Consider the following 23,543-nt stretch of genomic DNA (forward strand, 5'->3'; position numbering starts at 1 on the left):
CGAAGCGGAAGGGAGTCACTCCAGTGAAACACGCAACCGGCGCCCACGCAATCGTGTTCGCGATGCTGGCGCTCGCGTTCACGGCCTATGCGGACGACATCCACAACTCCTCGGCAATCATGGACGCCCGCGAGGCCGCGGCCCCGGCGGAAGGCGCGAAAGCCGGCGCAATCATGCCCGGCGATCTGGTCTTCATCGATGTGTTCCGGCGCCCCGAAATGTCGACGACCGCACCCGTGGATGCGAACGGCAGTGTGGCCTTGCCGTATGTCGGCACAATCGCAATCGGCGGACTCACCGAGGCGGAGGCGACCGAGCGCGTAACGCTCGCGCTGTCGGGCGTATTGCGCAATCCGCGCGTGACCGTGTCGAAAGGCGGTCCCGGATTTACAGGCGGGTATCGCACGCAGGAGATGAAAACCGAACTGTTGCCGCTGCAAAACGCAAACGCGGAAGCATTGTGCAAATCGCTGAGCGGCATGGCGAGCGACGGCGGCAGCGTCAGCTACGACGACAGCACGAACACACTGATCATCACCGATACGCCGGCGACGATTCAGAACATGCTTTCGGTCGTGGCTCGGCTCGACCAGATGCAGAGCCAACTGCAGCAGGTGCGCATCGAGGCGAAGATCGCGGAGGTGAAAGTCGGCGCAATCAAGGAACTCGGCGTGCGCTGGTTCGTGCAGGGCGACCACGCGAACGGCGGGTACTATCCGATGCCGTCGCAGGACGTCGGATTGAACTCGCTTAAGGGCCAGGCCGCGTCGCCGCTGAACAACGAAATTATCAACAGCAATCAGGGCACAAACAACGGACTCAGCGAGATTACGCGCCGATTTATCGACGAACCGAATTTCGACCGGCGCTTGAACATTCCGATTCAAATCGCGAAGACCGGCCAAATGTTTTTTGGCTATATGAACTCAGGAATCGATCTCGGCCTGCTCATCGATGCATTGGTCGCGGACGACAACGCCGAGTTGCTGGCAAACCCCAACATCCTCACCGTCAACCACCGCCAGGCCGAAATCAAAATGACGGACGAATTTCCGTACACGGAGTTCGGCACGGAGGTGTCGGGCCGCGCGAACTTCTCGACGCGGTTTCTCGATCTCGGCATCAAGATGGTCGTGACGCCGCACGTGTACCGGGACGAACAGGGCAAATACGTGAAGCTCGAGTTCGAGCCGGAGGTGTCGTTCCCGTCGGGATCGAACAACGGCGTGCCGATTCGGTCCGTGCGCAGCTATCGCGGTGAATCGAACGTGCGCGACGGCCAGACGCTCGTCGTGGGCGGCATCTACCGCAACGACCTGCGCCACGTCGAGCAACGGGTACCCGGCGTGGGAAAACTACCCGTGATCGGAAACCTGTTCAAACACAACGAAAAATCGCGCTCGCAGACCGAGCTGATGGTGTTCCTCACGCCGACCGTGCACGACTCGCCGGAGACCGTGACTTGGGACCGGATGCTCGACGTGACCGCGAAATCGGAAATCGTCGGGCCGGCGATAGGCGCGCCCCTCGCGCACAACGAGGCGCGTAGAGACTAACCCACGCATGGCGAGCGACACCGCAGCACTCGAGCAGGCAGCCAACCAGTCGGCGACGCGCGACAACCAGTTTCGCTTCGTTATCAACGTTGCGCTGCGCCGTTGGAAGCTGATCGCGGCCGTCACCGCCATTGCGTCGCTCGCGTACGGCGTTTACGGGTTGCTCATGTTCCAGATGCGACCCCAGTTCACGGGAACGACACAGCTCATCGTGCGCCAGTCGCCCTGGGAGCGGGAACTCCTGCGCGACGTGGGCGGCAAACCGCTGTTTCCGTCGTCGCCGCAGGCCCTCGTCGAACGCGTCAGCCGCCGGGGTGTCGCCGAAGACCTCACGAACGCGCTGATCCAACAGGATATCACCGAAGGCCGCGCGTTTGCCGGAGTCGTCACACCGGAAGAATTCGCGGCGAAAGTCGCGGAAGTCGAAACGCTGCTCACGATCGAGCCGATTCCGGACACCGGCATGATCCGCATCACCGCGAACGCGGACGAAGTGGACGCGGCCAAGCGCATGGCCGATCTCGGCGCGCGCGTCTTCATCGAGCGCAACCGCCAGTTCCTCTCGGAAGAGGAAGAAGACACGCACCGCTTCGTCGTGGCGAAAGTGGACGGACTGCGCGCGGAGTTGGACAAGGCGGACAACGCGCTGTGGCAGTTCCGCAAGGACATGGGGTTCCGCACCAAGGACCAGGTGACGGAACAGATGCAGAAACTCACCCAGGAAGTCATTAACGCCGAGACGACCCAGGAAGAGGTCAAGGCGAAGATGACGAATATTGAAGAGCAGCTTCGCGCGAAAAACGAATCGCTGCCCATGTCGATTGGCCAAATCCCCGATGCGGTCGTGGCGAGGCTGCTCGAAGAGTTGAACGAACTCCACACGCAGCGCATTCAGTTGAGTGTCGTGTGGCAGCCGGGACAAGGCCCGCTCGCCGAGCTCGAGGGCATTATCGAGGAGAAGGAACAGGCCATCCTTCAGGCGATGAAGGAAGTCGATTCGGGCACGGCGGGGGGCCGCAGCGTGCTCGAGGACCGCCGCAGCCTGCGCGAACAGTATCTGGGCCTGCAACTCCAGTTGACCTCGCTGGACATTCAGACGGCGACCAACCGCAAGCTCATCAACGAACTCGAGCTGATGCTCCCGGACCTCGCGGAAAAGGACAAGGAATATCAGAACCTCGTCCGTCAGACTGAACTCTTGCGCAGCCAACTCAACGGGCTCGTCGACAAGGAATTCCAAATATCGACGGGCCTGCGCCGCGAGCAAGGGTTCATCGAGCGGCAAGGCGCGGCGACAGCGTCCGAAGTGCCCGCCGCGCGTCAGGTCAAGCCGTGGTTCAGCTTTGTGATTGGCGGATTTATCGGCTTGGTGGTTGGGTTCATCCTCGCGGTTATGTTCGAACTGAGCGACACGTCGATTCGCAGTATCGAGGACGTCACGGAATATCTCGGACTCGACGTCATCGGCACGATTCCGCAGATGCGGTTTGGCCGCGCGCGCGGCAAGTACCGCGGCGACTACGTACCGCTGACGGATGGCAGCGAAGTGGACGCGTGCATCGTCACGCAGAACTACCCAAAGTCGCCGATCTCCGAAGCGTACCGCACGCTGCGCACGAACCTGCAGTTGTCGACGTTGCACCTGAAACCGAAGAGCATCATGGTCACGAGCGCGGTGCCGGGCGAAGGCAAGACGACGACCGCCGTGAATATGGCGGTGACATTCGCGGACAGTGGCATGCGCGTGCTGATCATCGACACGGACCTGCGGCGCCCGCACGTGCATCACGTGCTCAAGACCGAACGCGGGCCGGGCCTCGCGGACGTGCTGCGCGAGGGTTACGACGTGCACAGCGTGATTCGTCCGACGCGCGTCGACAATTTGTGGATTGTCTCCAGCGGCCGCGTGCCGCCGAACCCCTCGGAACTGATTGGGTCCGACCGCATGCGCAAACTTATGACACAACTCGAAAGCGAGTTCGATCTCGTGATCTGCGATGCGCCGTCGATGCTCGTCGTGACCGATCCGGTCCTGCTGGCGACGGAAGTGGACGCGTGCGTGCTTGTGCTGTCGGTGAAGTATGCGCGGCGCGAAACCGTCATTCGCGGCAAGAAACTGCTCGACAGCGCCCGCGCGCAGCTCGCGGGGGTCGTGCTGAACGGCCTTGAAGCGACGCGCCGCCACTACTATTACTATTACTATTACTACGACGACAGCGATTCGCGCCGCAAGAAGCGCTGGTTCCACTTCTAATACCCATGTTCAACTTCCACAACCCCGATTACCAGATCGGCCGCGGCGAAACCGCTGAAAGCCGGCTCGAATTCCCGTTCTTCGCGGCGATCATGCTCGCATCCGCGGTCGCCCTCCTGATCGTTCACACTTATTTCCAGAACATTCCGTTGACGGTTGCGTTGGCGGTCAGCGCCATGATATTCGGGTTGACGATTCTGCGCGTCGACATCGGGGTCTTCTTCCTGGTCGTCGCAATGCTGCTGTCGCCGGAGATCGACGCCGGCGAGGTTGGCATCGGAAACCGCGCGCTCAACGTTCGGTACAACGACGCGCTGATTATCGTCGTTTTCGTCGGCGTGCTCGTGAAGTGCGCGTTCGAGGGCCGCGACTCGCTGTGGCTGCCCAACCCGATCAACTCAGGGATCGCGCTCTATTTCGGGGTCTGCCTGTTGTCGAGCATGTACGCCTACCAGCGCGCGCTGCCGCTGTTCGATACGCAGGAAGCGTTTTTCACGCTGTTGAAAATGGCGGAGTTCTACATGATCTTCGTGCTGGCCGGAAACGCAATCCGCAGCATGAAGCAGGTGCGCCAACAGACGTATCTTTTCTTCGCCGTCGCGATGGTCGTCGCGGTTTATGCTGTGTGCTCGCGCTTCTTCATGGGCATCCAGCGCGTCAGCGCGCCGTTTGAGCAGGGCGGCACCGAACCGAATACCCTCGGCGGGTACCTCGTGCTGGTGATGTGCATCGCGGGCGGCCTGTATACGCAAGCCCAGCAGACGCGCCAGAAAGCGGCGCTTCTTGCAATGATCGTCGTTGCGTTCGTGCCGTTCCTGTTCACGCTGTCGCGCGCGTCGTATCTCGCGTTCATCGCAGGCGTGCTGGCGCTCGGAATTGTCGCGCGCAACTACACTACAATCGGCGCGGTCGCCCTGGTGCTGATACTTTCGCCGTTCATCATGCCGGACGACGTCAAAGACCGCGTGAACTACACATTTCAGCGCGGCGACGGAACGGACGTGACCGTCGCCGGATACGAGACCGGCGTGCAGGTGGACAAATCCACGGGCGAGCGGCTACACGTATGGAAGAAGGTGAACTATAACCTACACGTGTGGCCGTGGCTGGGCGGCGGCGTGTCATGGGACCGCGTGCTCGACAGTCAATACGCGCGCGTATTGATCGAAACGGGAATTCTGGGGTGCGTCGCGTTCGTGTTTCTCCAACTGCAAATTCTTCGCACGACGCGAGAAGCGTTCCGGTTCGCGGGCAACTGGTTCGGGCGGGGAATCAGTGTTGGCATCTTTGCGGGTACGATTGCGCTCATCATCCACTCGCTGGGTACGGTCAGCTTCATCATTGTGCGCATCATGGAGCCATACTGGTTCCTCGTGGCGCTCGCCGTGATTGTCCGCGCGCTGGCAATCGAAGAATTCGTGCGCAATAGGCAGCGCGAAAAACAACCCGCCTCGGCAACGGCCACGGCCGCCCCCAAACCCGCCGCGGCGTAACGCCGTTGATACCGGTTCGATCGTTGCGCGTTCCGCGCTTTTGCGCCCGTGCTACGCGCGGTAGAGGCTGTGGCCGATTCCCATTGCCTGGCGCACGGCCTCGACGGTCCCCAATGCAACGGGCGTCACTTTCTTTGCGTTCTCGCGCAAGAAATCGCGCACCGATTCCTCGTTGTTATCCGGCGCATTGAAGCGCTCGATGATCGGCGCATTGAACTTCGAGACATGCTCGGCCAACGTCGTTTTCAGCGTGCCGTAGAATTTCTCCCCGCGCCGGTATTTGCCCACGAAATCGAGGTAGACCTCCTTCGGCGCGAGCAAGTGGAGCAGGCGGTATAAAGCGCCAAGGCTCGCCGGCAATAGCGGGATGACGTCGTCCGGTTCGTCAGATTCGGTATCCAGCGGCGCAGGATCCGTGGTCGTCTGCACGCCCTTTATCTTCTTGAGGGCCGTTGCCGGATCATCGAGCAGATCGAGCGTATTGTTGTCGCTCTTGCCCATCTTTGCCGCGCCGTCCAAACCCGGAAGCCGGAGCGCATTACGCGACACCGCTTTGGGGATCGTCAGCGTTTCGCCGAAGCGCGAATTGAACTTCTGCGCGATGTCCATCGCCATCTCGACATGTTGGCGCTGATCGTCGCCGACCGGCACGACGTTCGCCCGGACGATCAAAATGTCCGATGCCATCAACACGGGATAGCCCAATAATCCGAACGAGAGCGGATTGCCCTCGATGTTCTCGTTTGCGGCGAGCTTGCCCATCTTGTCTTTGTAGGTGGTGCCGCGCTCGAGGAAACCGATGTTCGTGATCATGCCCAACAACAGGCTCAACTCCGCCGTGCAGGGCAGGTCGCTTTGGCGGTAGATGACGGACTTTTCCGGGTCCAGCCCGCAGGCCACGTACGTGCGCAACATATCAATGGTTTGCCGATAAAAATCGACCCGCTCGGTTATTGTCGTGAGCGCATGGTAGTCCGCGATAAAGTAGTAGCAGCGGTGCCCCTTTTCCTGCAGGTCGAGGAAGGTCTTTACCGCCCCGAAATAGTTGCCGTAGTGGAGCCGGCCGGTCGGGCGAATTCCCGACAGTATGATTTCCTGCTTTTGTGACATGGAGACCCTTAACGCGTTGCTTTTCTGATACTTGAGATACCGCGGCGCGGAACCCATAGCGTAGCGAATCGGGGGCCGGGCTTTCCAATGATCGCATTGACCATCTGCTGCCATAGTGTTAGTGTGAATGCGGAGGGTGCGCGGTGAAACTACGGGAAAAGAAGGGCTTCTCGCTGGTCGAGACGCTGGTCGTCCTGGCGATCATCCTTATTCTGATGGCGCTGTACCTCCCCACGCTCGCGAAGGCCATGCGCAAGGCCAAGGAAGTTGCCGGAAAGGAAGCGCTCCGCCAGAGCGCAATAGGCAAATTCGCGGATGTCGCAAATTCCACCCGCCCGGGCGATTCGCGCCCGGGCCGCGACGAGGCGCGCGATGCGTTTCGGCAGTCGCTCGATATCGGCAAGGGCGACTCGATGATCGTGAGCGAACTGCTCTACGTCGTGAGGAGTGACGACGAGTTCCGGGCGTACTACCACACGCTGCTCAACCCGGACAACAACGAACCGCTCACCTATTCCGATGGGGGCAGTCTCAACGCGTACGACGAATTCGGTGCGCTCCACGTGCTGGAGCGAACAGAGGTTCTGGACTACCGCGGGGCAACGTACGTCATGGCGTGGGAATTCATCTCGACCAACCTCGGAGAAACCTCGAGCGGGACGCTCGGCGGCACCGTACTCTATTCGGACGGTCACACCAACTACGTGCGTTATCCCGACGAATTTCCCATGACACGCACCGTCGCCGAATTGTCCCACGCGTTTGTGGCGGGTTAGCAGGCAGCCATTCGTCCCGCGGCGCGCACTTTCTTGCCTCGCGCGTCCGCCGCAACTACTATTCATCTAATCGTCCATTGCCTTTCCGGACGAGTGCGCAATCGGTGGCCGAGTACGGAAATGCAGCCAACGTCGCGCGGTCGCGGGTGGAAACGTCGAGTAACCTCTAAGGAACGCTGCGTCTGTCTGAAAACTCGCCAGAAGTCGAATACCGGCGCCGGCTCGCCGCGCGCACGGAAACGGCGCGCGCACTCGAACGGCGCGACAACCTGATCTCCAACCTCCGCCTGCTTGTCTTTCTCATTGGAATCGCCGTCGCGTGGGCGTCATGGTGGATGCAATGGTTTGCGTGGTACTGGGTTGCCGCGCCGGTCCTCGTGTTCGCCGCGCTCGCCGTAGCGCACGACGCTGCCATTCGCTCGCTGAAGCGCGCGCGGCTCGCCATTGCGCATTACGACCGTTGCATCGCCCGCGTGAACGACCGATGGGCCGGCGCCGGCCGGCGCGGCGACGACTTGCAGCCTGCAAACCATCCTTATGCCGTGGACCTCGATATTTTCGGCGCCGGTTCGCTATTCGAGCTGCTGTGCACGGCGCGTACGCGCGCAGGCGAGCAGGTGCTCGCGGCGTGGCTCACAGCGCCCGCAGCAGTCGAAACGGTCCGCGCGCGCCAGGACGCGCTCGCCGAACTGCGCGATGGGCTCGACCTGCGCGAAGACCTCGCGTTGCTGGGTGCGGATGTCGACTCGGGCGTATTGCCGGACGTGCTCGTGAAATGGGCGACCGCTCCCCAGAACTTCTCATCGAGCGGGCTGCGCGTTATCGCGGTGGTCGTCGGCGCGTTGAACGTGCTCGCCTTAATTGCGTGGCCTGTTTTCGGAATTGGGCCGGGACTTTTCATGCTCGGTTTGATAGCCGCGGTCCTGCTCACGCGCTTCGCCGGTGGCGCCGCGGTGAAGCGGGTTGTCGAAGCGATCGACGAACCCGGCCGCGAACTTGCCCTGCTCGCCAAGGTCCTCGCCCGGCTCGAACAAGAACGGTTCGAACACGGCCGGTTGCGCGACTTGCACGCGGACATTACCGCGAACGGTGCTCGCGCGTCCGTGTGCATCGGGCGCCTGCACAAGCTCCTCTCCGCGTTCGAGTCGCGCAACAACCAACTCTTCGCCGTCATTGCGCTGATGCTGATGTGGGACGTTCACTTCGCGTATGCGTTCGAAGCATGGCGCCGGCGTTACGGCGCAAACGTAAAGAAATGGCTCGACGCCGTCGGTGAACTTGAAGCGCTGTGTTCGCTCGCCGCGTACCATTACGAGCGGCCGAACGATCCCTTCCCCGAAATCGTCGAGTCCGAAACCGTATTCGACGGCGCCGAAATCGGGCATCCGCTGATTACGTCAAACAAATGCGTTCGTAACACCGTGCGACTCGACAAGACAACACGCCTGTTCATCGTCAGCGGTTCCAACATGAGCGGCAAGAGCACGCTGCTCCGCACGGTCGGCATCAATGCCGTCCTCGCGCTGGCGGGCGCGCCGGTTCGCGCGACGTCGCTGCGCGTATCGCCGTTGGCGATTGGCGCGACACTGCGCGTGCAGGACTCGATCCAGTCCGGCGATTCCCGGTTCTACGCCGAGATTCGCCGCCTGCACCAACTCTCCCGAATTGCGCGCGAGCCGCTGCCGCTATTGTTTCTGCTCGACGAAATCTTGCACGGAACGAATTCGCACGACCGCAAGATTGGCGCGGAAGCCGTGATCCGCAGCTTTCTCGGCGCAGGCGCAATAGGACTCGTCACCACGCACGACCTCGCCCTGACGCAGGCCGTCGATGCTTTCGCGCCGTATGCCATAAACGTGCACTTCGAGGATCACATCGAAGACGGCAAGCTCGCCTTCGATTACACCATGCGCCCGGGAGTCGTACAAAAGAGCAACGCGCTGGAGCTGATGCGGAGGATTGGATTGGACGTCTGATATCCACCGCGAGTCCGGCGCATACCGGAATTGGGTCCTGTCGAAGCCAACGGTTTACACCGGGAGGTAACATCGCCATGGAATGGAAACGCCGCGACTGGTTTAAGCAATTGGGTTCCGCATTCGCGTGGCTCGCGCTGCCGGCCTCCGCGGGCGCCGCGACAGAACCCGAAACGCTGCCCATCGCAACGGTCCCTCCGCCGGATCCCGGCACGATCCGCCAATCGTACGAACTCGTTGTGGTTGGCGGGGGTATCGCCGGCACCTCGGCTGCGATCAGCGCCGCGCGCAACGGCGTGAAAGTCGCGCTGGTGCACGAGCGCTCTATGCTCGGTGGCAACTCTTCGAGCGAGGTAAAGCTCTACCCCGAGAATGGCGCCGGCCACCAGCCGTGGATCAAGGAAGGCGGCATCCACGAGGAGTTCCACACGGAAGAACGCGTGCGCAATCACCAGGACTACAAAGAAGGCACGATGAACTGCCACTGGGACCTTGTGCTCTACGAGTGGGCGATTCGCGAGCCGAACCTCACGCTCTTTCTCAATACGCACATGCACCGCGCCGTTATGGATGCCGCGAACCGCATTCGCGGTGTGTACTGCATTCAACTCGGCACGGAGAAGACGTACGAGCTCGAAGCGCCGCTATTTATCGACGCGACCGGCGACGGCGTGCTCGGGCACCGCGCGGGTGCGGACTACCGCTGGGGCCGCGAGGCGAAGAGCGAATTCGGCGAGGCCCTCGCGCCGGACGTGGCCGACGAAAAGCTCATGGGCAACACACTGTTCTTCCGCGCGGTGGATACCGGCAACCCCGTGCCATTCAAATTGCCCGAGTGGGCCGTGTCATTCGATACCGAAGCCGACCTCACTTCGCGCAATCACAGCTACCTCGAAGGCGGTTACTGGTGGATCGAAGTCGGTGCGCCCTGGCACCCGATCAAGGACAACAATGCGATCACGCACGAAGCGTTGCGCCAACTGCTCGGCGTGTGGGACCACATCAAGAACAAGGGCGATCACGGAGCGGAAAACTATGGCCTCGAGTTTGCCGGCTTTTGGCCGTACAAGCGCGAGTGCCGGCGCATCCTCGGCGACTTCGTGATGACGCAACAACATGTGCAGGACCCGCAACCGTTGCCGGATTCCGTCGCATACGGCGTATGGGGCATCGACATTCACGTGCAGGGAGGCATCCTCGCGCGCAGCGAACGCCCGTATCCGCCGCCCGGATTGGACACCGAATGGGAAGCGCGCGGCACGATGGTCTACGGCATCCCGCTGCGCTCGCTCTATTCGCGCAATATCGAAAACCTCATGATGGCCGGCCGGCCCATCAGCGGCAGTTACGTCGCCTTTTCGTCATCGCGAGTCTTGTCGACCGGCAGCATCGTCGGTCAAGCCACCGGCATTGCTGCTGCCCTGTGCAGGAAACACAAGGCGACCCCGCGCCAAATCGCGAACGATCACGCGCACGAATGTCAGCAGCTTATCCTGCGCCAAGGTGGGCACATTCCGGGCGTAAAGAACGAAGACAAGGCCGATCTCGCGCGCCGCGCCCGCGTGACTGCGAGCAGCGAAGCGGCATTGGCGTTTCCGCAGGGCAAGGACGCAACCGAACTCGCCATGCCTCTCGCGCAGATATTCCCCGTGACCGCGCGGCGGCTCGATCGTGTCGAATTGTATCTGGAATCGAAACTGGACCGCGACGTCTCCGTGACCCTTGGACTGAGCGAGGCGCCCGCGGTGTGGGACTTCCGAAGCAGCGGTGACGTCGCCCAGGCGGGCGCGGTTGTTCGCGCGAAATCGAGTGGTTGGGTGCTGTTCAATTTTGGCGCCCGCGTGCGTCCGAATCGGTTGCACTTCGTCCACACCAACAGCCAGGATGGCGTTTCTTGGCGGGTGCATTCCGAAAACGAAATCGATCTCGCGAATCGTTGCCCCGTCGGCGTGACCGCGGGCAGCCTACCCTCGGGAACCCGGTGGCGCCCGTACACCAACGGACGTACCTTCGCCATGCGCGTCGCGCCCGGCAGTCTTCCGTACACGGCGCAAAACGTCGTGCGTGGCACGAACCGGCCCGACGACTGGACCAACATCTGGATTTCCGACGCGGACAAGGGGGTTCCCGCGTGGATCGAATTGCGCTGGCCGCGCCGCGTAGCGTTCAATACGATCGAAATTACGTTTGACACCAACGCGAATCGCCGTGTGACCTTGCCGCTGTTCCGCTATCCCGAGTGCGTCAAGAATTACCAACTCGACGTCGGCGATGGGACAACGTGGAAACAAGTTGCGAACGTCGAAGGCAACTACGACCGCCGCCGCGTGCACCGTTTCGATCGCGTGACCGCCGATCGGTTGCGGCTCAACGTGCTCGCGACGAACGGCGTCCCCAACGCGCGCGTGTACGAAGTTCGTGTGTATGATGAAGCGTAGACTTGCGTTGCGTCGTTTCGCATTTTTACGTTGCGATTCGCCGCGCGTCGTGGTATCGTTCCCGAAGTAAGGATCGTGTGGGTTGCTGACTCGCGGGGGTTGCATGGTGCCTTCCAAGCTGGCCGAAGAGGTCGCGCAAAAAATAAAGTCGTTGCCGAGCGAAAAACAGCGGGAAGTTCTGAAGTCGATTGAAACATTCGTCGCCGAGGCGACCCGTGAGACCCCGCGCAAATACACCGGCGCGGGGTGGGCAAACGCCGTGACCGTCAGCGACTCCGACGAGCAGCGGCCCAACGTCTGGCGCTTCACCGCCGGCCCGCGCCCAAACCCCTTCGAATAGACGGGCGCAGCCGCCGCTGCTCGCGCCGCTCTCCCGTCACTCGAGCATATGCTCGACTGCTTCCTCGTGCGATGGCTCGAGTTCCTTGTGACGATTGAGAATGCGCGCGCACGCGTTCCACCGCAGGAGGGACTCGTCGTTGCCCTCCGGCTTAATCGCTTCCGCCCGCTCGTAGTACTCCATCGCGTGCCGGAACCACTCGTACGCGGCGAACCGATCGCCCATCGCGCCACGGCGGAAATGCGCCTTGGCGCGGCGCTCGCAAATGACCCCGTGGTAATAGAGCTTCTTGTAGTCGTCGTCCAAACGCAAGAGGACTTTCGTGGCGTCTGTCACTACGCTTGGGCGCGTATGCCCCTCGAACTGGTCGGTTAACGCCAGCAACAGCACGACGAGTGCGCGCTGGTTATCCTCGTCGACGTCAAGCACGTCGAGGCAAATGCTTTCGGCCTCGGACGGTTCGTCCAGCAGCCGGTACCGCTCGGCCCGATCGAGCGCGGCGGGTACCGACTCCGGTGAGATGGGCTTCAACTCGAACATACCGGCCTCCTTTCCGCGCGGCGCTACGCCTCGGCGCTCCGAAACATCGACTTCACAGCATTCCACACCCACACGAGGGGATCGTAATACCGGTCGACGACGCGCTCTTTCAGCGGGATGATGGCGTTGTCCGTAATCGTAATGTGTTCCGGGCAGACTTTCGTGCAGCATTTCGTGATGTTGCAATAGCCGATGCCGTGCGCGTTGCTCAGATCTTCGACCCGGGCCTCGACGTCCAACGGGTGCATCTCGAGCGCGGCGGCGTACACGAGAAAACGCGGGCCGATGAATTCGTCGTGCAAGTGGTGTTCGCGCAACACGTGGCACACGTCCTGACACAGGAAGCATTCGATACACTTGCGGAACTCCTGGACGCGATCGACGTCTTCCTGCTGCATTCGCCAGGTGCCGTCCGGCGCGTCGGGCTTGCGCGGTTTGAACGGTTTGATCTTTTTCTTGACGGAGAAGTTCCAGGAAACGTCCGTCACGAGGTCCTTTATGACGGGGAAGGCTTTCATCGGCTCGATGGTGACGGGCTTATCCGGGGGCAGATCGCTAATGCGGGTCATGCACATCAGGCGCGGCTTGCCGTTGATCTCCGCGGAGCACGAGCCACACTTGCCCGCCTTGCAGTTCCATCGCACGGCAAGGTCGTTCGCTTGCTCCGCCTGAATTCCGTGCACCGCATCCAGGACCACCATGCCTTCGGTGATCTCCGTGGCGTAATCACACAGCTTCCCGCCCGATGCGTCACCCCGCCAGATACGAAAGGTCGTTTTTGACATAAGAGAAGTATTCCCCGGATTTAGGAACACCGACCGCCAATAAATAGCTCGCTAACGTCAGTAAACGTCTCCACGCGGACCGATTCGAACGATACGTATCACGTTGTCGCGCTCGTTCACATCGTAAATGACTCGGTATTGGCCAACCCTCATTCTCCAAAATCCTCGTAATTCCCCGTGCAAAGGTGCCGTGCCCTCCGGAAAGGGATCGGATTCTAGTCGCTTAAACACGTCCTCGAGCCGCTTCGCAACGGTCGCGTCAACCGATGCGTAGTATCGCCGCGCCTGCCGCGAGAGAAGGACCTCAAACATCGCGCCGAACTTCGCGCCAATTCACCCAGTCTTCCAAGGAAGCTAGTTCCTTTATTTCCCTGATCTCTTCTGGAGAGAAATACTCGTCATCGAGCAATTCCAATATGGCGCGAAGCTTTGTCGCATCGGCCAAATCGACCACCTTGTGTGCGTACTCACGAATACGCGTGTCCGAGCTCATGGCTACCTCCACATCCTGTACGGTGATTCAAAACGCGACAGTTCCGAATCCCGATTAAGTCCTCTTACTTCATCTCAACTATTATAACCTGTTGTTCTGCGGATGGTTCGATACGCGGCGTGGATTTCACGATCATTGCTCCGTCCGATCCCCTTCGTACTAAAATATTCAGCTTACCGAAGCTTTCTACCTTGTCCGGAAAATCCTCCCGGAAATGCGCGCCGCGGCTTTCCTTGCGTTCGAGCGCGGCAAGGGTAATCGCTTCGGACACCGTCAGCAGGTTCTCGAGGTCGAGGGCGGTGTGCCAGCCGGGGTTGTACTCGCGGTTGCCGTGCGCTACGACGCGTTCCGCGCGCTCGCGCAGGTTCTGAATGCCATCGAGCGCGCGCTGCATTTCGGATTCTTGGCGGACGATGCCCACGAGGTCCTGCATCATTTCCTGCAATGCATGCTGAATCTGGTACGGGCCCTCGCCGTTCGTCGAGGCGCCTTGCCGCTCGAGCGGCGCCAATGCGCGTTGCGCCGCCTCATTTATTTGACCCTCGTCGAGCGACACGTCCCCCTGTTCCTTGGCGAACGCGGCGGCATATTCGCCGGCGCGCTTACCGAAGACTATCAAGTCCGACAGCGAATTGCCCCCCAGGCGGTTCGCGCCGTGCAGACCGGCGGCGCATTCTCCGGCCGCGAACAATCCGGGCACGCAGGACATCTGCGAATCGCCGTCCACGCGCACGCCGCCCATCGCGTAGTGGGTCGTTGGGCCGACCTCCATCGGTTCCTGCGTGATGTCGATACCCGCAAGTTCCTTGAACTGGTGGTACATGCTGGGCAGTTTTTTCTTGATGTGTTCGGCGCCTTTTGGAATGCGCTCCTTGATCCACGCGATATCGAGGAACACGCCGCCGTGCGGACTGCCACGGCCTTCCTTAATCTCGCGAACGATGCACCGCGCCACGTGGTCGCGCGTGAGGAGTTCCGGTGGCCGCCGGGCGTTGCGGTCCCCCTGCGTGTAGCGCCAGCCTTCTTCCTCATTGTCCGCGGTCTGGTTCTTGTAGAGATCGGGTATGTCGTCGAACATGAAGCGCCGGCCCTGGCTATTGCGCAAGACGCCGCCTTCGCCGCGCACACCTTCCGTAACTAGAATGCCGCGCACGCTCGGCGGCCACACCATTCCGGTGGGGTGAAACTGCACGAACTCCATGTCGAGCAGTTCCGCGCCCGCGTGGTAGGCCAACGACTGCCCGTCGCCCGTGTACTCCCAACTGTTACTCGTGATCTTATACGCGCGCCCGAACCCGCCAGTCGCTATTACGACCGCTTTCGCTTTGAACACCATGAAGCGCCCGCGCTCGCGTTCGTAACAGAACGCGCCCGACACGCGATCGCCGTCTTTCAACAGCGTTACCACCGTGCACTCCATGTGGAAGTCGATGCCGCGATGGATGCCGTGGTCCTGAAGCGTGCGGATCATTTCGAGCCCGGTGCGATCGCCGACGTGGGCGAGGCGGGGATACTTGTGTCCTCCGAAATTGCGCTGCAGGATGCGCCCGTCTTTCGTGCGATCGAACAACGCGCCCCAGGCTTCGAGTTCGCGCACGCGGTCCGGCGCTTCTTTCGCGTGCAACTCCGCCATGCGCGGATTGTTGAGGTACTGCCCGCCGCGCATCGTGTCCGCGAAATGGACGCGCCAGTTGTCGCGTTCGTCCACATTGGCCATTGCCGCCGCGACGCCGCCTTCCGCCATCACGGTGTGTGCCTTGCCCAGAAGCGATTTACAGATGACGCCCACCTTCACACCCGCAGCCGAAGCCTCGATCGCCGCGCGCAATCCCGCGCCGCCGGCGCCAATTACAAGCACGTCGTGCTCGAACGCCTTGTAGTCCCCCATCAGAAGAGTCTCCAATCCTGAATCGCGCCGGCGCACAGCAGGCGCACGTATACATCGGAAAGCGCGACCCATAGGAGACTAATCCACGCCCACATCATGTGACGCCGGTTCAGCGCGCTGACGCAGCCGTAGCACGCCTTGCGAATACGCAGCATGCGCGAAAAGACATCGACCTGCCCGCCTATCTGATGTCGCGCGCAATGACACCCGAACGTGTAGCAACCCAGCAGGATCGCATTCGCCCAGAGCACGATCGTGCCGGCGCCAATGCCGAAATGCGCGGCGCCGCTTTCGTCGTAGAACCACATTGCGCAATACGCGTCGTATGTGAGGATCAACACGAACACCGCCGCCGGATAGAAGAAATAGCGGTGGATATTCTGAAAGATCAGCGGGAGCTTGTGTTCGCCGCGGTAGCCTGCGCGCGGTTCGCCCACGGCGCAGGACGGCGGATCGCCCCAAAATGCCTTGTAGTACGCGCCACGGTAGTAATAGCACGTAAAGCGCATGCCCGCCGGGCCGATGAGGATGAGGAAAGCGGGCGAAAACGGCAGCCACAAGGGCCACCAACTCGGCTGCGTCGCGTCGAACCAGCGCGGCTCGTTCGCCTGGCCAAACAGCAGGGGCGAATAGAACGGCGAGAGGTAATGCGCGCCGCCCGCGTCGTAGAAATAGTTCGTTCCCTGGAAAGCCGCCCACGTCGTGTAGACGATGAAGCACGACAGCCCCAGGAATACCGCCACCGGCTGAAGCCACCACGCGTCGGTGCGCGATGTCTCGCCAAATCCTTGACGCTTCAGCGAATCAGAATACGCCATCGCCTGCTGCCCCCAAAGTTGCCCAGAACTACGGGAACGGACCGAAGACTCTCTGAACTGCTATGAAACCGGACAACGCGGGCCAGACCTCGCCCGCGATCGTTTGCGTCACCGGGAGCCGCCATTCAACAGGATGCGGCGGAGCGATGTCAACAGAGAGTGCTACTTGTTCGCAAAATCGCTTTCCGAAAGCGAAAGTGACAAGAAAGGCGCCGATTTTCCGTGTTCGTCGAACGTATACCGCGTAAACACCCAAACCTCGCCGGCGCTTCGCTCGATTACATACGGATACGCGAGCTGACCGCCATCGTGAAACGCGACGACCTGAGGCTTGGTCCAGGTCGTCCCGTCGTTGTCGGAAAAGGCGAGCGACAATTCTTCGCGGTGCCACGATGCCGGTGTTTCGGACGCGGACGGATTCACCGACTTTTTCCACTCGCCCTTTCGCTCGGAATTCAGGCGGTTCCAGACCAGCACCAGGCGCCCACTTTTCAGGCGTGTCAACCATCCCGGCGCGCTGCTTGCCTCAATATCGGTCGGCTCGATTTTGCGCCAATACAGGCCGTCATCGGAATAGGCCCGCCAAAAGCGATCCAGATTTGTACGGATGAGCATCATCAGGCGGCCATCCTTCATTTCAACGACCATGGGCTCGACGGCGCCGTCGTGGTGACCGCGCCCTCCGAGGTCAATCCAATTGCCGCGCCGCCACGTCTTCCCGTCGTCGTCCGACACCAGCGAACACACGACCCATCGCTTGCTGTCCGGGTCAAGGTGTTCGACAGTGGCGACGAGCCGCCCCTTGCCTGTCTGAATGAACCCCATGAAATCCGCGTTGTACCCGCCGATTAGTTGTTGATTGTCGATCCAGGTCTTCCCGCCATCGACGCTGCGCACTGTCCACAGTTCGAGCTTGCACGACGGCAGCGGTTCGTTCTTCGCATCGTCCCACTCGAAGGCATACCCGTCGAAATTGAGATAGACAATGACGAGCGCGCCACTCTTCGCGCGCACAAACTGCCCGACGTGACCACCGGACTCCATGTTCAGGCCGCTCGCGATGGTCCCGCTCGCCTCGACCCACGTCTTCCCGCCGTCCGCGCTCGACCACAGCCTCTTCCCCTCCACACTCAGCAGCGATCCGTCTTCGTTTTGTATGAAAGGGCCGTTCCTCGTGCATTCGACGGGGTTACACCGCGGGTCAAGCCACCGCGTAGTCGCGGCTTCCTGTGCGGTGGCGCACACGATTGGCAGGATCAGAAGCACATGGGCACGTAACGTTCGCATTGTCGGGCCTCCATTTGGCGGAAGTTCGCATTCTACCGAATTGTGGCGATTGCCGTCGCTTTCAGAGTCGCGGGCGTTGACTTCAACTGCCGGGAAAACGAGACTTGTATGTCGAACGTGCAGCGGGTTGGCTTTAGGGAGGCATCATGTCCGGTATTCGAGTAACCGTTTGGAACGAAGGCATCCACGAGCGGATGGACGAACGCGTCCGCGCGATCTATCCCAACGGCATGGGCGCGCAGATCGCGCAGTATCTGGAGAAACAGCCCAGCATCGCGTCCGTTCGCGTGTCGGAACTGCACCACCCCGAACACGGTCTCGGCGCCGACCTTCTAAACAACACAGACGTGATGACGTGGTGGGGCCATAAGGCGCACAAAGACGTCGCCGACGAAGTCGTCGATCGCGTGCACCAGCGCGTCCTCGATGGCATGGGCCTCGTCGTGCTGCATTCGGGCCACCACTCGAAAATCTTCCGCAAACTCATGGGCACGAGTTGCGACCTGAAATGGCGCGAGATCGGCGAGCGCGAGCGCATCTGGGTTGTCGATCCCGCGCATCCCATCGCCGACGGCCTGCCCGAATACATCGAACTCCCGCACGTCGAAATGTACGGCGAACATTTCGACATCCCCCAGCCCGATCGCCAGGTCTTCATTAGCTGGTTTCAGGGAGGAGAAATCTTTCGCAGCGGATGCTGCTGGCACCGCGGCAAAGGCAAGGTGTTCTATTTCCGCCCAGGACACGAAACGTTTCCCATCTACCACGACCCGAACGTGCTGCGCGTGATCTACAATGCGATAAAATGGGCCGCGCCCACCGGGGTGACCGCGATCACCCGCGGAAACGTGAAGCCGATCGAAAACGTGATCATCGATCCATAATTGGGAAGTCGCAGATAAACTGCCCCGTTCCGATTGTGGTGACAGCGTATCCGTGTTCTTGTCGGGCTTCGCATTTCGCCCGCCGCGCCTTCCGTGGTCAGTTGCAATGGCGACGGACCACACGTATTCTTGAGCTTTCCGTGGGTTGCGGAAACCTTAGCGGTCGCATTTTCGGAGGGGTATCTTCACATGGCAAAGCCCAGGGGCAAGTACCGTTTTTCGTTTGGTCCGTGGAACATCTCGGAGGGCGCCGATCCTTTCGGCCCGGAAGTGCGCACGCCCATCGCGCTCGCGAAGAAAATGCGCATCGCGAAGCAGCTTGGTTTCGACGGCATGCAGTTTCACGACGATGACGCGGTCCCCGAGCTCGACGGGAAATCCGCGATGCAGATTGCGAAAGAGGCCAAACGCATCAAGAAGATGCTCGAAGGCGAAGGGCTAGTGGCGGAATTCGTGGCGCCCCGCCTGTGGTTCGCGCCCGAAACCATCGACGGCGGCTACACCAACAACTCGCCCAAGCTGCGCCGCTACGCCATCGACCGCACGAAAAAGGCGATCGACATCGGCAACCACCTCGGCACGAACGCGATGGTGCTCTGGTTTGCACGCGAAGGCACCTACATCCGCGAGAGCAAAAATGCGCGCATCCAAGTGCTCCAAATCCGCGAAGCACTCGACGAGTTCCTCAATTACGATCCGAAACTCAAAATCCTTATCGAACCCAAGCCGAACGAGCCCGTGGACAGTGCGATTATCTCTACCATCGGCCACGCCGTCGGTATGAGCTACATGACCATCGATCCCGGCCGCGTCGGCGTGCTGCTCGAGACGGCGCACTCGCTGCTCGCCGGCCTCGATCCGTCCGACGACATGGGTTACGCGCTTGCGCACGACAAACTGTGGAGCGTACACCTCAATGATCAGGGCGGACTCAAGTTCGATCAGGACAAATCGTTCGGCTCGAACAATCTCCGCGTCGCGTTCAATCAAATCCGCGTGCTCGAGGAATACGCCTATGGCCAGACCGGCGAATGGGTCGGCCTCGACGTGAAGACCATGCGCACGCAGAAACAGGAACGCGCAACCAAGCACCTGTCGAACAGCCTGCAAACCTTCAAGTTCCTGCTCGACAAGGTCGTGTCGATGGACCAAAAGATCGTAAATCAATGTATCGCCCAGCGCGACTACGAAGAACTCGACCGCTACATCCTGTCGCTTCTGATGGGAAAGCGGTATTAGCGGGTCTCATTACTGTTTGTGTCTAGATGAAGTTTTCGTTTGAAGTCGGGATCGACGAGAAGCATCGTGTCGAATTCGCGCGCGACGGCTTTTCCGGCAGGACGACCTTTATTGTCGATGGGGAAGACCTACAATTGAAGAGCCCGTGGCTGCTCAAGACACACTTCAATTTGCAGTTTGTCAATCGGTACGAATTCGTTGTTGGCAAGCGGGAGACACACGAGGTCGTGATCGAACATGAGAGGCCGAAATATTTCGGCGGTTTGTTTCCGCACGACTACCGAGTCAGCATCGACGGTGTGTTAGTGCAAGAGCACCACGGCTATTGAGGGAGGCGCGATGGGGCGTCAGCTCGCGGCGTTGCTAATTGGCGCTATGGCGATCGGATCGGGTTGCCAAACGGCGCGCCACACACAATCACACTCATACGCACGCATCAAAACTGAACTCGACAAGGTCGCGATTATCGACACCCACGATCACCTGTGGCCGTTCGAGACGCTGCCAATCTTTTCAGAAACGGACAAAGGCTGGGGCGCGAACCTTGCCAGCGTCTGGCGCAACAGCTACTACTCATGGTCCTCGCCACTCACCCCCTACGCGCCGAAGCAACCGTTTCCCGAATGGTGGGCCGAGGCGAAAGACGATTTCGACAACTCCCGCGGCATGAGCTTTTACCGCTACATGCTGCCCGCGTTCGAGGACCTCTACGACGTGGACTTCGATCGAATCACGCCGGGACAGGCGCGGGCGCTCGACAACCGCATCTTCGAAAACTACAAGGACCAGCGTTGGGTGTACCACGTCGTCACCGAACGCGCCAATATCGAACTGATGTTCAACGACCCTTACTGGGCGCGTTTCAAATTCGAGACGTACTACCCGTTCGAAGTGCTGGTGTTCAACGTCACCACGCTCACGCGCGGGTTCAATCCCTCGGAGTTCAACAATCCGAATGACAGCCCGTTTGCGTTCGCGAAGAAGGAAGGCCTGCCAACGAAGACGCTCGACGATTACCTCGTCGTGTTGGATCGCATGTTCGAGAACGCGAAGGCTGCCGGCGCGGTCTGTCTAAAAACGACGATTGCGTACGAGCGGTCGTTAAGCTTCGAGAATGCACCGCGCGAGGCGGCTGAGGCCGTGTTCGGCAAAGTGCGCAGCGAACTCACGCCGGAGCAGATCACCGCTTTCCAGGACTTCATCATGTGGCGGCTCGTCGAACTCAGCGCAAAACACGAACTCCCCTTCCAGATTCACACCGGCGACGCGCGCGTCCAGGGGTCAAACCCGATGCTGCTCGTCGATCTCATTCAGGCCAACCCGAAAACCAAGTTCATTCTCTTTCACGGCGGCTATCCGTGGATCGGCGAGACGGGCGTCATCCTCATGCGGCACGGTTCGCACGTCTGGGTCGATTCGTGCTGGCTGCCAACCATCAGCTACACCATGGCCAAGCGCGCGTACCAGGAGTGGCTCGAGGTCATGCCGTCGGATCGCATCATGTTCGGCGCGGACACCGGCAGTGTCGAGGGCATCTACGGCGCAACGGAATTCGGACGCCGCTGCATCGCAGACGCGCTCAGCGAAAAAGTCGATCGCGGCCAACTGACCGAAGACCAGGCCATCCGCATCGGCCGCCAAATCCTGCGCGACAACGCGCTCAAGCTCTTCCCCCAACTCGAAACCCGCCTCTGGAAGCACAAAGGCCCGTTGCAGCCGCCGTCGACGAAGTAAATCGGGTTCGGTCTACTTTTCGGCCATTTCGCAAAGCAACAACAGCGCATCGATCAGCGTCGCGCGTTCCGGCATACGCCACCAATCCGGGTACGCCACCTGGTTCAATCGCGCAATCTCGCGGTCCGCGAATTCCCGCGCGGCGTCAACATATCTCGCCTCGTTAGTCGCACGATGCAGCGCTATCGCCGCCTTGATGTAGTGGCCGCTCGCACGGAACGTCCAACGCCCGTCCTCCGTGAACGCGCCGGGCTGCACACGCGATTCGGCAAGCGCATCTTCCACGATGCGGCCGCAACGCTCGATCAGTTCGGCGTTCTTCGTAATGCGCGCGGCCTCCGCCAGCTCGTACACGATGGACGTGCCCGCGCAATGCTCCCAGTACGACGGATTGCGGAATAGACCCGTGCCCATGTACACGGAAACTTCCGCCATTTTCGGATCGCGCTTCACCGCTTCGTCTTTTTCCGCCTGCGTGTGAAACGTGTACCGTGCGGCGGACTCGTACGGTTTTCCATCGAGTTTAAGGTGCTCGATGAACAGCTTGCGCTCGCCGTCGTACGAATGCCGCGCGACACCAAGCGCCAGTTTCTCCGCCATCGCCGCGAGCTGCTTGGCCAACGGTTCGCCACCGTCGCGTGTGCGCAACTCCGCCACCGCGTCCAGATACGCCACCGCGGCCAACGCCGCGCCGCGCACTTCAACCCACTCGCCAGGCGGCATCGGCGCGCCGGGGTTCGATGCCACCGCACCGAAGAAATCGGGCACGAGTCCCGACTCCGCGTGTTGCACTGTACGCCACTTGTCCGCCATGCGTTGCGCATAACCGAGGCAATCGGCGTCGCCCATGCGCGCGAAGCACGCCGCCCACCAGTGAATCATGCGCGCGCCCACGGACTCGAACGCGCAATGCGCCGGGTTGCGTTCGAGCGCGTGCTTTTTGTCCGCGTCGTTCCAGTTGTAATGGCAGAAGCGGTTGTAATCGAACGAATCGGGGTCGGTAATCAGACCGTAGAACATCGCGCGGCACATGCGGTGCATTTCGTCCGGCGCGTGTTTCCACATGCGATCCACGGGTAGGCGTGGATCGTTGCCCACGTTCATCGGCTTGAACTGCGCCTGCTCGACTCCCGGCTTCATCGACATGACGCCTGCATTGCGCGCGTCGAGCCCCGCTTCCACTCCGAAATACCCGAGACCGTTCTTCGGGTCGAAGCCGATGCGCCTGAATGCGTCCGCCATGCCCGTCACCCAATCGCGGTACGTTTCGTCGCCGGTTGCTTCGCTCAAGCGATCGAGAAGCGTCCACAGATCGAAGTCCGCCGCGAACGGCGGAAAGTCCATCGGCGCCTCTGGGAACCAGTAGTTTTCGAAGGTGCCGTCCGGCCGCTTGTATCCAATCGATCGGTAACTGCGATATACCGGACGTGTAACAGTGAAAAACAGCGCACCGTCCGGCGCATTGCCGAGACGCAACGATTGGTGCTCGGCAAGCCGCTTCACCGCGGCAACCACAAACGCGAGGTAGTCGTCCTTCGTCAACGAGTGAAGGGCCGGCGCGCCGTCGCGCAGTTGGCGCACGCAAAACACCGGGCCCGATTGCGGCACGGATTCGTTCCCGAGTTTGCCCGTGAGCGTGTAGTACCCGCCGGGCAACGTCGCAACCGGTATTGCGAACTGCGCAGCGCCGCCTTCGCCGAGTGTAAGCTCCGATTCCCACACAGATTCGCAGGATGCTATTCCCGCCGCGGAAACACGAACGATGGTTCCGGCGGGCAAGGCGTTCTTGCGCGGCAACACTTTCCCGCGAAGGTCCGTGCGCGCATCGAGGACCTGGTACGTCTCCAACTCGAACCGCAGCGATTCGTTGAATGACTGCGCCGCCGCGATCGACGCGAATGCCGCAAACGCCAACGCAGCCAACTTCATTGC

Annotated in this window: 20 protein-coding genes; 11 read left to right on the forward strand and 9 right to left on the reverse strand. The window is 60.9% G+C overall.

Features of this window, described 5'->3' with window-relative positions:
- Positions 1-23 precede the first annotated feature (23 nt).
- Genes HUU46_02005 through HUU46_02015 form a run of 3 tightly spaced genes read left to right on the forward strand, consistent with a single transcriptional unit; the run spans position 24 to position 5,303 of the window.
- Positions 24-1,556 (forward strand): polysaccharide biosynthesis/export family protein, encoded by a 1,533-nt coding sequence (locus HUU46_02005; protein ID NUM52395.1) that lies wholly within the window; start codon positions 24-26, stop codon positions 1,554-1,556.
- 7 nt (positions 1,557-1,563) lie between these two features.
- A complete protein-coding gene (locus HUU46_02010; protein NUM52396.1) occupies positions 1,564-3,810 on the forward strand; it encodes a polysaccharide biosynthesis tyrosine autokinase in 2,247 nt (748 codons plus the stop codon).
- A gap of 5 nt (positions 3,811-3,815) precedes the next feature.
- Complete coding sequence (locus tag HUU46_02015) at positions 3,816-5,303, forward strand: hypothetical protein (protein ID NUM52397.1); 1,488 nt, start codon at positions 3,816-3,818, stop codon at positions 5,301-5,303.
- Positions 5,304-5,354: 51 nt separating this feature from the next.
- Here HUU46_02015 and trpS read toward each other — a convergent pair whose 3' ends face one another.
- Positions 5,355-6,413: a tryptophan--tRNA ligase gene (gene trpS / locus HUU46_02020; GenBank protein ID NUM52398.1), complete on the reverse strand. Its 1,059-nt coding sequence runs from the start codon at positions 6,411-6,413 to the stop codon at positions 5,355-5,357.
- A 143-nt stretch (positions 6,414-6,556) separates the two neighbouring features.
- Between trpS and HUU46_02025 the strand changes: the two genes are divergently transcribed.
- From HUU46_02025 to HUU46_02040, 4 genes are all read left to right on the forward strand, one after another.
- Positions 6,557-7,189, forward strand: a complete 633-nt coding sequence (locus HUU46_02025; GenBank protein NUM52399.1) for a type II secretion system protein — start codon at positions 6,557-6,559, stop codon at positions 7,187-7,189.
- 269 nt (positions 7,190-7,458) lie between these two features.
- Positions 7,459-9,165 (forward strand): DNA mismatch repair protein MutS, encoded by a 1,707-nt coding sequence (locus HUU46_02030; protein ID NUM52400.1) that lies wholly within the window; start codon positions 7,459-7,461, stop codon positions 9,163-9,165.
- Positions 9,166-9,242: 77 nt separating this feature from the next.
- Positions 9,243-11,603: an FAD-dependent oxidoreductase gene (locus tag HUU46_02035; GenBank protein ID NUM52401.1), complete on the forward strand. Its 2,361-nt coding sequence runs from the start codon at positions 9,243-9,245 to the stop codon at positions 11,601-11,603.
- Positions 11,604-11,706: 103 nt separating this feature from the next.
- Positions 11,707-11,943, forward strand: coding sequence for a hypothetical protein (locus tag HUU46_02040; GenBank protein NUM52402.1), 237 nt, complete (start codon positions 11,707-11,709; stop codon positions 11,941-11,943).
- 36 nt (positions 11,944-11,979) lie between these two features.
- Here HUU46_02040 and HUU46_02045 read toward each other — a convergent pair whose 3' ends face one another.
- The 7 genes from HUU46_02045 to HUU46_02075 all read right to left on the reverse strand — a co-directional run bounded on the left by HUU46_02045 (position 11,980) and on the right by HUU46_02075 (position 17,754).
- Complete coding sequence (locus tag HUU46_02045) at positions 11,980-12,483, reverse strand: hypothetical protein (GenBank protein ID NUM52403.1); 504 nt, start codon at positions 12,481-12,483, stop codon at positions 11,980-11,982.
- A gap of 23 nt (positions 12,484-12,506) precedes the next feature.
- Entirely contained in the window at positions 12,507-13,268 is a 762-nt protein-coding gene (locus HUU46_02050; protein NUM52404.1) for a succinate dehydrogenase/fumarate reductase iron-sulfur subunit, read from the reverse strand.
- Positions 13,269-13,325: 57 nt separating this feature from the next.
- The gene (locus HUU46_02055; protein NUM52405.1) at positions 13,326-13,580 is read right to left on the reverse strand and encodes a type II toxin-antitoxin system RelE/ParE family toxin; all 255 of its coding nucleotides are present in this window, start codon (positions 13,578-13,580) and stop codon (positions 13,326-13,328) included.
- The gene (locus HUU46_02060) at positions 13,573-13,761 is read right to left on the reverse strand and encodes a hypothetical protein (GenBank protein ID NUM52406.1); all 189 of its coding nucleotides are present in this window, start codon (positions 13,759-13,761) and stop codon (positions 13,573-13,575) included. Before HUU46_02060 ends, HUU46_02055 begins: the two co-directional genes overlap by 8 nt.
- Positions 13,762-13,825: 64 nt before the next feature.
- Positions 13,826-15,649: a fumarate reductase/succinate dehydrogenase flavoprotein subunit gene (locus tag HUU46_02065; protein NUM52407.1), complete on the reverse strand. Its 1,824-nt coding sequence runs from the start codon at positions 15,647-15,649 to the stop codon at positions 13,826-13,828.
- Positions 15,649-16,467, reverse strand: a complete 819-nt coding sequence (locus HUU46_02070; protein ID NUM52408.1) for a succinate dehydrogenase — start codon at positions 16,465-16,467, stop codon at positions 15,649-15,651. The genes HUU46_02065 and HUU46_02070 overlap by 1 nt, the downstream gene beginning before the upstream one ends.
- Before the next feature lie 162 nt (positions 16,468-16,629).
- Positions 16,630-17,754 (reverse strand): exo-alpha-sialidase, encoded by a 1,125-nt coding sequence (locus tag HUU46_02075; GenBank protein NUM52409.1) that lies wholly within the window; start codon positions 17,752-17,754, stop codon positions 16,630-16,632.
- A gap of 143 nt (positions 17,755-17,897) precedes the next feature.
- Between HUU46_02075 and HUU46_02080 the strand changes: the two genes are divergently transcribed.
- The 4 genes from HUU46_02080 to HUU46_02095 all read left to right on the forward strand — a co-directional run bounded on the left by HUU46_02080 (position 17,898) and on the right by HUU46_02095 (position 21,611).
- Positions 17,898-18,638, forward strand: a complete 741-nt coding sequence (locus HUU46_02080; GenBank protein ID NUM52410.1) for a ThuA domain-containing protein — start codon at positions 17,898-17,900, stop codon at positions 18,636-18,638.
- Positions 18,639-18,827: 189 nt separating this feature from the next.
- Positions 18,828-19,877, forward strand: a complete 1,050-nt coding sequence (locus HUU46_02085; protein ID NUM52411.1) for a TIM barrel protein — start codon at positions 18,828-18,830, stop codon at positions 19,875-19,877.
- Positions 19,878-19,903: 26 nt separating this feature from the next.
- Positions 19,904-20,206 (forward strand): hypothetical protein, encoded by a 303-nt coding sequence (locus tag HUU46_02090; protein NUM52412.1) that lies wholly within the window; start codon positions 19,904-19,906, stop codon positions 20,204-20,206.
- A 10-nt stretch (positions 20,207-20,216) separates the two neighbouring features.
- A complete protein-coding gene (locus HUU46_02095) occupies positions 20,217-21,611 on the forward strand; it encodes an amidohydrolase family protein (protein NUM52413.1) in 1,395 nt (464 codons plus the stop codon).
- 12 nt (positions 21,612-21,623) lie between these two features.
- Here HUU46_02095 and HUU46_02100 read toward each other — a convergent pair whose 3' ends face one another.
- On the reverse strand, positions 21,624-23,540 hold the full coding sequence (locus HUU46_02100; GenBank protein ID NUM52414.1) for a hypothetical protein: 1,917 nt from the start codon (positions 23,538-23,540) through the stop codon (positions 21,624-21,626).
- Between the last annotated feature and the right edge of the window lie 3 nt (positions 23,541-23,543).

The organism is Candidatus Hydrogenedentota bacterium, from assembly GCA_013359265.1.
Lineage (GTDB): Bacteria > Hydrogenedentota > Hydrogenedentia > Hydrogenedentales > SLHB01 > JABWCD01.

Coding starts and splice junctions, on each gene's coding strand:
- HUU46_02010 (NUM52396.1), top strand. CDS start 1,564: ATGGCGAGCGACACCGCAGCACTCGAGCAGGCAGCCAACCAGTCGGCG.
- HUU46_02015 (NUM52397.1), top strand. CDS start 3,816: ATGTTCAACTTCCACAACCCCGATTACCAGATCGGCCGCGGCGAAACC.
- trpS (NUM52398.1), bottom strand. CDS start 6,413: ATGTCACAAAAGCAGGAAATCATACTGTCGGGAATTCGCCCGACCGGC.
- HUU46_02035 (NUM52401.1), top strand. CDS start 9,243: ATGGAATGGAAACGCCGCGACTGGTTTAAGCAATTGGGTTCCGCATTC.
- HUU46_02040 (NUM52402.1), top strand. CDS start 11,707: ATGGTGCCTTCCAAGCTGGCCGAAGAGGTCGCGCAAAAAATAAAGTCG.
- HUU46_02045 (NUM52403.1), bottom strand. CDS start 12,483: ATGTTCGAGTTGAAGCCCATCTCACCGGAGTCGGTACCCGCCGCGCTC.
- HUU46_02050 (NUM52404.1), bottom strand. CDS start 13,268: ATGTCAAAAACGACCTTTCGTATCTGGCGGGGTGACGCATCGGGCGGG.
- HUU46_02055 (NUM52405.1), bottom strand. CDS start 13,580: ATGTTTGAGGTCCTTCTCTCGCGGCAGGCGCGGCGATACTACGCATCG.
- HUU46_02060 (NUM52406.1), bottom strand. CDS start 13,761: ATGAGCTCGGACACGCGTATTCGTGAGTACGCACACAAGGTGGTCGAT.
- HUU46_02065 (NUM52407.1), bottom strand. CDS start 15,649: ATGGGGGACTACAAGGCGTTCGAGCACGACGTGCTTGTAATTGGCGCC.
- HUU46_02070 (NUM52408.1), bottom strand. CDS start 16,467: ATGGCGTATTCTGATTCGCTGAAGCGTCAAGGATTTGGCGAGACATCG.
- HUU46_02075 (NUM52409.1), bottom strand. CDS start 17,754: ATGCGAACGTTACGTGCCCATGTGCTTCTGATCCTGCCAATCGTGTGC.
- HUU46_02085 (NUM52411.1), top strand. CDS start 18,828: ATGGCAAAGCCCAGGGGCAAGTACCGTTTTTCGTTTGGTCCGTGGAAC.
- HUU46_02090 (NUM52412.1), top strand. CDS start 19,904: ATGAAGTTTTCGTTTGAAGTCGGGATCGACGAGAAGCATCGTGTCGAA.
- HUU46_02095 (NUM52413.1), top strand. CDS start 20,217: ATGGGGCGTCAGCTCGCGGCGTTGCTAATTGGCGCTATGGCGATCGGA.
- HUU46_02100 (NUM52414.1), bottom strand. CDS start 23,540: ATGAAGTTGGCTGCGTTGGCGTTTGCGGCATTCGCGTCGATCGCGGCG.